We start from the raw sequence: 7,965 nt of genomic DNA, 5'->3' as shown, positions 1-7,965 counted from the left end.
CCGTTATGACTCGTTTCGAGATATCAAAAAATGAATGGCGGGACGGCATCAGGCAGTTGCTCCAACAGCTGGAGAAAAGAGTCTGATCATGAGTAAATTTGTGGGGATACCTCAGGGTCAGATCCCTAAGCAGATCGCAGTCGTTGGAAGCTGATATACGTGCAGGGATCTGACCCCTGAAGCTATCCCCGATAGGAATCGGGTCGTACGAGCGGGTTGTACCCCGCGATCAAAGCAATCCCGTCCCCAGACGGAGCCGGGTCGTACGAGCTGTCTCCTGACAGCGACATTTTCCCGCGGGAACCGCGGTCCTACAATACGGTGTTGGCTTTGTAGGACTTCGCCGAAGGACGGATTACGACGAACAGCTGTAATGGCTAACGCCGCCCATACGGTAGAACTCTTCTGGACGAAGGCGGTAGTATTTATCTTCGATCTCTTGCGATTGCTCTTGATAAGGGTTGTTTAGCACTTCTTGTAGCTCTTTAAGAGGAGCGTAGTTGCCCTGCTCTGCTTGTTGATAAGCGGGCACTACAAGCCACTCGCGCCAAGTGTATTTGGGATTCACTTGTTGCATCGCTTGGCTAACGCTGGCTTGTTGTTCGTCAGCATTGATGGCGGTGCGCCATTGCTCAAGCCATTGCTGCCATTGTGCCAGTTGATCTTCCGTTGGCTCTTTATAAAACGTACTGCTCAAGGCTGAGATGTCGTTTGGCACATGAGATAACTCACGGAAGAACATATTAAAGTCGGCGCGAGTGCTTAGCATCAGTTTTAGCAGTTGCATGACTAGCTCTGAATCATAGTGTTCAAGTCCTAGTTTGCTGGCCCACATGGCTTCGACTTTTTGCTCCATCACATGAATGAATTCATCACGGATCTGCAGCAGTGCTGCGTGAGCGTTTGCATCTTCCTGCAGCAGCAATGGCTCGAGAGATTTACAGAACATGCCGAAGTTTTGATGGGCTGCTAGGGGCTGATTTAAGAAGGAGAAGTGGCGTCCACCGCCGGTCCAAGGTTGGAAGGCCGGATCGAAGATTTCACAGAAACCAAACGGGCCGTAATCTAGGGTGTAACCGCCCGCTGGGCAGTTGTCACCATTAAAGTTGCCTTGGCAGTAACCGACTCGAATCCAGTCAGCCACTAGCGTGCTTAGGCGCTCACGGAACAATTGGGCGAGTTTTAGCAGTTTGTCTGGTAGGCCTAGTGTTGGATCGATTTCGCCCGGGTACTCTCTGTCGATTAAGTGCAGCACGATCATTTCAAGCTCTTTGAGCGCGTCGGCATGGGCATTGTTGCGCACGCGCCGAGCAAACAGCTCTAACTGACCCACGCGCAAAAATGACGGCGCGACTCGGGTGGAGATCGCCACAGGGTTAGAGACCATGATCTCCGGATCAGTAGACTGTGAGCCTTCGTGATACCAAGGTCGGTTGACTTGCTCTGATTTAGAGACGAACAAGCTTAATGAGCGAGACGTGGGAATGCCAAGGGCATGCATGGCTTCTTGCGCCAAAAACTCACGTACGCTTGAGCGCAGTACAGCACGACCATCGCCACCACGACAGTAGGGCGTCCGTCCACCGCCTTTTAGCTGCATCTCCCAGCGCTTACCCTTGAAGATACCTTCGAATATCGACATGGCACGTCCATCACCATAACCATTACCGGTGCGAAAAGGGCATTGCTGTGTATATTCAGTGCCGTAAATGGAGAGGGCGTAACCCGTCGCCCAACCAAGTTTTGACATGGGCGCTGGGGCTTCAGAAAGATCCCCAGAAAAAACGCGTTGAAAGCCTGATGTCTGGGCCAGTTCATCGTCCAAGCCTAGCTCTGCAAAGAAGGTGCTGCTGTGAGCAATGTATTCGGCGTCTGGCAAAGGTGTAGGGGTGACCGGTACATAGTGGCCTGAGTAGACTTGTCTTGGCTGGTGATCATTGCCGTCTTTATTGGCATCTGGGTCAGCGTTGAGTGAATCCATTAAGGAGTAGTTGGCTAACTCGGCAAACTCCTCCATGGTCGAGATCTTAGAATCGAGGTCGCTGGTGGTATCGTGTGCCATAGTGGATCTTCTCTCTTACATATTGGTAGATGGACTCAAATGTCTCTTAATAAATTGTATTTATGCCGCCGTGTGATAGATAGGCCTGCTGACATTTTCTAGCCGTGAATCTCATTACTTTAAGATTAACTGCGCAATTCATTGAACTGATTCATTAGAATAGTGCGTACTTTATGGAGTCGTAAAATAAGGATGACGGTCAATGGGTAGTCAATCATGGGGCACGAACCTATATAAATGGATGGTGAAGTCTGATGAGAAGGAAGAAGCTGAGCGGTACTCGGTCGCAAGAAACTTTTTACGCTTAATCAGTGCACAATTTCTTACCAATACGGGTGATGCAATTGTTAACCCTAAAGTGACTCTACCTTGGTTATTACAATCCGTGGGGGCGCCAGCGTTCCTAGTAGGGTGGTTGGTGCCTATTCGTGAGTCTGGTTCCCTGCTACCGCAGTTGTTCATAGCCAGCGCTTTGCGGCGCTTAAGTATTCGTAAATGGTTTTGGGTGCTAGGGAGCGTTATACAGGCACTGTCACTTCTTTTAATGGCGGTGGTGGCTAGCTTTCTTGAAGGTTTTGCTGCGGGAATCAGCATTGTTTTGTTGCTAGCCTGTTTTAGTTTAGCCCGTGGTCTGAATTCAGTAGCGTCTAAGGATATCTTAGGTAAAACCATCCCCAAGTCTGAACGTGGCCAAGTTACCGGACTCTCCGCGAGCGCCGCAGGTTTGGTAACCATTGCACTAGGCCTGTTGATGGCATTGAGCTATGCCTATGACTGGCAGACGGCTTCGTATTTTGTCTGGGGGTTAGTCGCTGGAGCGATACTTTGGTTGCTTTCAGCACTCATTTTTTCTCGCGTGGAAGAGCCTAAAAGTGAGCAAGAAAGCAGTGATTTTAGTGTTCTAGGCTCTTTCGCTCAGCTGTCGCTTTTAAAATCTGATAAAGCCTTTCGTCATTTTGTTATCACTCGTGCCTGTTTTTTAGGTACCGCTCTGGCCGCCCCATATTACGTATTATTAGCTGGCCAGCGTATTGGCGATTCTATCTGGGTATTAGCCATGTTCATGCTGATCAGTGGTTTAGCTGGCTTGGTTTCTGGCCCTTTATGGGGACGTTTTTCGGATAGCTCTAGTCGCAAGGTGTTGATTTGGGCGTCGAGTTTAGGCGCAGCCACAAGCATCATGGTATTTGTTATTGCCCAGCTTATTCCTGAAGCGTTAGCGAATTTTTGGCTGTTGCCTGGGTTGTATTTTTTATTGACGGTTTTTCATCAAGGCATTCGAGTAGGGCGTAAAACCTATTTGGTGGACATGGCGGAGGGCAATCAGCGTACCAGCTATGTCGCCGTAGGGAATACGGCGATCGGTCTAATATTGCTATTGTTTAGTTTGATCGGACTGTTAAGCGCGGTGATGTCATTTGCGTCACTGATCTTTATTTATGCGCTACTGACGCTCGTGGGGGTAGTGATGGCCATTCGTTTACCGGATGTGTCCAAAGACTAATTAGGAAGAGGTACCTGGTGGCCGTGTTTGATTTGATTCAGAACTAAGGTAGAGCTGATATCACGCACGCCTTCCATACTGGATAACTGTTCATTGAGAAAGTCGGATAATGTGCTCAGGTCTTGCGAAATCACCCGAAGCCAGTAATCACATGGTCCGGTGACGGAGTAACATTCTAGTACTGTTTCCATAGCGGCTACGCGCTCTTGAAAGTTCTTACGTGCAAGACTATTGCCTTTATCTAAGGTTACGGAGATAAAGGCTGTGACTTGGTAGCCCAGCTCTGAGATGTTTAAGTGCGTATTATAGGACTCGATAAGACTGCTTTGCTCTAGCCTCTGTAGGCGACGTGAGCATTGTGAGGGCGATAGATTGACCTGTTCTGAGAGGGCGACATTGGATAGCCGAGCGTTTGTTTGCAGCGCCTTTAATAGTTTCCAGTCGAATGCATCAAGTTCTAAGTGGTTCATTCAAGGTTCCTTAGAATTAGGGCTCAGCTTTGATTTTATATTTGGATTTAGGGGCTGAGTCTTTAGATATATCCTAGGGGAATATTGTAAATAAACAAGCGTAAAATAGCTGGCTTTAGAGAGAAGTGCGCATCTTTTTGCGCTTGGACATAAAAAAGGCTGCCTTTGGCAGCCTTTTTTGCAATTAAGCAGACGGTAGGTTTTTCGCTAACCAAGCCAACGCTTCATCATAAGGCGCTGGCATTGTGCTTAAGGACTTCAGGATTGACTGAAGCTGATCTAAGTCGCCTGAGCAGGCATTTAGATGGCCGACTTTACGTCCTGGACGTACGTCTTTGCGGTACCAGTACAACTCAAGGCCTTTAATAGAAAGCCAGTTGTAATCCACATCGACACCGATTAAGTTCACCATCATGCTTTGGTTCTTCACTTCAGCAGGGGCTAAAGGTAAACCGGCTACGGCACGGATATGGTTCTCAAATTGGTTAACGCTTGCTCCCGCTTGCGTCCAGTGGCCACTGTTGTGAACACGTGGGGCCAATTCGTTGATCAGTAGCTCATCACCGCAACGGAAACATTCCATCGCCATTACGCCAACGTAATCCAATGCATCCATCAGTTTACCCAGCATATCCTCAGCTTGTTCTTGAAGGTGCTCAAGACGCTGTAGCGGTGAAATCGAAGCATATAGAATGCCGTTGATATGTAGGTTCAATGTCAGTGGGTAGAAGTATTTTTCACCGTTCTTACCGCGTACACCGACAACGGAGACTTCTTCGTCGAAGTTGATCGCTTGTTCCGCGATCGCTTGGCCTTTCCATTCCTCTGGAATTTCCGTGCCTTCAGCTTGCTTCAGCCAGTATTGACCACGACCATCATAGCCACCACGGCGGCGTTTCATCAGTACGCGATCGCCCAGTGTCTGGTAGGCTTTTTCAGCAGTTGAGTCGTCTTCTACCGGGAACCAAGGCGCCGTTGCTAGATCTAGCTTATCGATCCATTGTTTCTGCGTTAGACGGTCTGCAAGTTGCGGGAAAGTCTCTAGGTTAACGAAGTTGGGGTGCGCAGCCAGTTGTTTTGTTGCAGCGGTTTCTGGCCAGTCTTCGCGCTCAGCCGTGACGATGTCATCTGCTTGAAGTGGCAGTGTTTCATCAGTCTCGATATCAACTGGTTTAACGTCTAAACCAAGTGGATTTGCTGCTTGTTTTAGCATAGCGCCAAGTTGACCGGCGCCAAGTACCCAAATAGATGACATGAATTAAGCCTCGTCGCGTGGATCAGGATTAGATAGAACGGTGTCAGTCTGTTCGTTACGGAACGCTTCGATACGCTCAGCTAGCTGCGCATCTTCGTTGGCTAGGATTTGACAAGCAAGCAGGCCTGCGTTGAAGGCACCTGCTGTACCAATCGCCAATGTACCCACAGCAACGCCCTTAGGCATTTGCGCAATCGATAGCAAGCTGTCCATGCCGTTTAGGGCTTTACTTTGTACTGGAACACCTAGCACAGGTAGGCGTGTGTGTGCTGCCACCATACCTGGAAGGTGCGCTGCACCACCGGCACCGCCGATGATCACTTTGAAGCCACGCTCAACCGCTGCTTCAGAAAATTCCGCTAGCTTAACAGGTGTGCGGTGTGCAGATACCACTTCTACATGGTAAGCAACGCCCAGTTTGTCCATGATTTCAGCCGCTGCTTCCATGGTGGACCAGTCACTTTTCGATCCCATAATTAGGGCTACTTTCGCTTGCAAAATCGTTCTCCTGCGCTGTTCTCCAACGGATATGAGGGGAGGTGTCGGAGGTAAAGTTCAAGTCATCGGAGGAGCTGCGCTCAACTCCAGTAAATAGGGGCGATAATATAGCCGATTTTCGCCGAAACCGCGAGTTGGGGAGTGCTTAGAAACGACTTTTTTGTTGTGTAGGGAGTGGCGGTGAGAATAAAAAAAGCGAGATCAGAGTCTCGCTTTTAAATAACTGTCGTAATCTGGAATTTGCTTGTCGAACGGCTCATCGAACAAGGGTGAGCTGATCAAAAAATTCGCCGAGGAGACGCTGCAGGCAATGGGGATATTCCACACCGCGGCAACGCGCAGCAAAGCTTTGATATCTGGGTCGTGCGGCATGGGCTCAAACGGGTCCCAGAAGAAGATCAAGACATCGATTTTGCCTTCGGCAATCATCCCGCCCAGTTGCTGATCACCACCCAAAGGGCCGCTGATCAGCGCATTGACCGGAACACCCAATTGCTGCTGTAGAAGGTTACCTGTGGTACCGGTTGCCATGAGCTCATGTTGTACCAGCTTGTCTTTATGCTGGACCGCCCAAGTGGTTAACTCGGGCTTCATATTATCATGGGCAACCAAGGCAACGCGTTTCCGCGCCGCCGTGGTAACGGTTTTCTTATCCATTAAGCAACCGCGCCAACTTCAACCACTTTGATCATGTTGGTGGTGCCGTGAGATACCAAGTGATCACCTTTAGTCACGATCACTAGGTCGCCATCGGCAACTAGACCAAGGGATTTCACCTTGTTCACTAGACCAGAAATAATGGTGTCGACATCGTGTTCTTGAGAAGAGAAAGCAACCGGTGTTACACCACGATAAAGTGCTGTTTTGTTCAGTGTTTCTGGGTTTGGCGACAATGCGTAGATTGGTAGACCAGAAGAAATACGTGATAGCAACAATGGAGTTGTGCCAGATGCCGTCAAGCTGATGATCGCTTTTACGCCTTCTAGGTGGTTGGCTGCGTACATTGCTGACATGGCAATGGTCTCAGAAACCGATGTGAAGGTGACATCTAGGCGGTGCTTAGAGCGCATAACAGAAGGGTGCTTCTCAGCGCCAAGACACACGCTGTCCATCTTCTTAACCACTTCTTCTGGGTAAGAACCCGCCGCAGTTTCAGCAGACAGCATCACTGCGTCCGTACCGTCTAGCACAGCGTTGGCAACGTCGAACACTTCCGCACGCGTTGGCATCGCTTGTGTGATCATGGTTTCCATCATCTGTGTCGCCGTGATAACAGGGCGGTTAAGTTGACGACAACGTTTGATCATGTGTTTTTGTACGCCGATCAATTCCGCATCACCGATCTCAACACCAAGGTCACCACGAGCTACCATCACAGCATCTGACGCAAGAATGATGGCATCCAGTGTTTCGTCATCAGCCACGGCTTCGGCACGTTCTACTTTCGCTACGATACCTGTCTCAAGGCCAGCGGCACGAGCCAGTTCACGAGCTTCTTCAAGATCGGCAGCACTACGTGGGAAAGAAACAGCTAGGTAGTCGGCTTTTAGGGCCGCCGCTGTTTTGATGTCTTCTTTGTCTTTGTCAGTTAGGGCTGCAGCAGACAAGCCACCACCTTGACGGTTGATGCCTTTGTTGTTTGACAGTGGGCCACCAACGATCACTTTGGTGTGCACTTCCATGCCTTTAACTTCAATAACTTCTAGTACTACGCGGCCGTCATCTAGCAACAAGATGTTGCCTGGAGAAGAGTCTTCCGCAAGCTGTGGGTAGTCGATACCGACGCGAGTTTCGTCACCTGCGTTTTTATCAAAGCCCACATCAAGGATAAAGTGCGCGCCATCTTGCAAGGTTACTTTGGTGTCTTTGAAACGCGCGATACGGATTTTAGGGCCTTGTAGGTCACCTAGAATCGCTACGTGGCGATTGTTTTTCGCCGCCATGTCACGCACCACATTAGCGCGATTAATATGATCTTCAGGTTGTCCATGAGAAAAGTTTAAACGGAAGACGTTCGCTCCGGCTAAGATTAGTTTTTCGATCATCTCTGGTGAGCTGGAAGCTGGGCCTAGCGTGGCAACGATTTTGGTTCTGCGAGTCATATTAATTCCAAAAATTTTTTTAAAGCATGAAGTTCGAATATAGAGACGACAAAGGCTGCATCAGCAGCCTTTGT

Annotated in this window: 7 protein-coding genes; 1 reads left to right on the top strand and 6 read right to left on the bottom strand. The window is 49.3% G+C overall.

What is annotated here, in order from left to right:
* Positions 1–355: 355 nt before the first annotated feature.
* Positions 356–2,062 (bottom strand): protein adenylyltransferase SelO, encoded by a 1,707-nt coding sequence (locus MAQ5080_RS05370; protein ID WP_067206578.1) that lies wholly within the window; start codon positions 2,060–2,062, stop codon positions 356–358.
* A 202-nt stretch (positions 2,063–2,264) separates the two neighbouring features.
* Between MAQ5080_RS05370 and MAQ5080_RS05365 the strand changes: the two genes are divergently transcribed.
* Entirely contained in the window at positions 2,265–3,566 is a 1,302-nt protein-coding gene (locus tag MAQ5080_RS05365; RefSeq protein ID WP_067206575.1) for an MFS transporter, read from the top strand.
* Here MAQ5080_RS05365 and MAQ5080_RS05360 read toward each other — a convergent pair.
* The 5 genes from MAQ5080_RS05360 to pyk form a co-directional block, all read right to left on the bottom strand.
* Positions 3,563–4,036, bottom strand: a complete 474-nt coding sequence (locus tag MAQ5080_RS05360; protein WP_067206573.1) for an Lrp/AsnC family transcriptional regulator — start codon at positions 4,034–4,036, stop codon at positions 3,563–3,565. The genes MAQ5080_RS05365 and MAQ5080_RS05360 overlap by 4 nt on opposite strands.
* A gap of 184 nt (positions 4,037–4,220) precedes the next feature.
* Complete coding sequence (purK, locus tag MAQ5080_RS05355) at positions 4,221–5,291, bottom strand: 5-(carboxyamino)imidazole ribonucleotide synthase (RefSeq protein WP_067206570.1); 1,071 nt, start codon at positions 5,289–5,291, stop codon at positions 4,221–4,223.
* Positions 5,292–5,294: 3 nt separating this feature from the next.
* On the bottom strand, positions 5,295–5,789 hold the full coding sequence (gene purE, locus MAQ5080_RS05350) for a 5-(carboxyamino)imidazole ribonucleotide mutase (protein ID WP_067206567.1): 495 nt from the start codon (positions 5,787–5,789) through the stop codon (positions 5,295–5,297).
* 201 nt (positions 5,790–5,990) lie between these two features.
* Positions 5,991–6,446, bottom strand: a complete 456-nt coding sequence (locus tag MAQ5080_RS05345; protein ID WP_067206564.1) for a methylglyoxal synthase — start codon at positions 6,444–6,446, stop codon at positions 5,991–5,993.
* The gene (gene pyk / locus MAQ5080_RS05340; RefSeq protein WP_067206561.1) at positions 6,446–7,891 is read right to left on the bottom strand and encodes a pyruvate kinase; all 1,446 of its coding nucleotides are present in this window, start codon (positions 7,889–7,891) and stop codon (positions 6,446–6,448) included. The genes MAQ5080_RS05345 and pyk overlap by 1 nt, the downstream gene beginning before the upstream one ends.
* Positions 7,892–7,965: the final 74 nt, after the last annotated feature.

It is taken from the genome of Marinomonas aquimarina, from assembly GCF_900089755.1.
GTDB lineage: Bacteria > Pseudomonadota > Gammaproteobacteria > Pseudomonadales > Marinomonadaceae > Marinomonas > Marinomonas aquimarina.
The sequence above is the reverse complement of the archived record's forward strand: the minus strand, read 5'-3'. Positions and strand labels throughout refer to the sequence as shown.

Bases quoted from the DNA above. Each gene is read 5' to 3' on its own strand.
- MAQ5080_RS05370 (WP_067206578.1), bottom strand. From the start codon at position 2,062: ATGGCACACGATACCACCAGCGACCTCGATTCTAAGATCTCGACCATG.
- MAQ5080_RS05365 (WP_067206575.1), top strand. From the start codon at position 2,265: ATGGGTAGTCAATCATGGGGCACGAACCTATATAAATGGATGGTGAAG.
- MAQ5080_RS05360 (WP_067206573.1), bottom strand. From the start codon at position 4,036: ATGAACCACTTAGAACTTGATGCATTCGACTGGAAACTATTAAAGGCG.
- purK (WP_067206570.1), bottom strand. From the start codon at position 5,291: ATGTCATCTATTTGGGTACTTGGCGCCGGTCAACTTGGCGCTATGCTA.
- MAQ5080_RS05345 (WP_067206564.1), bottom strand. From the start codon at position 6,446: ATGGATAAGAAAACCGTTACCACGGCGGCGCGGAAACGCGTTGCCTTG.
- pyk (WP_067206561.1), bottom strand. From the start codon at position 7,891: ATGACTCGCAGAACCAAAATCGTTGCCACGCTAGGCCCAGCTTCCAGC.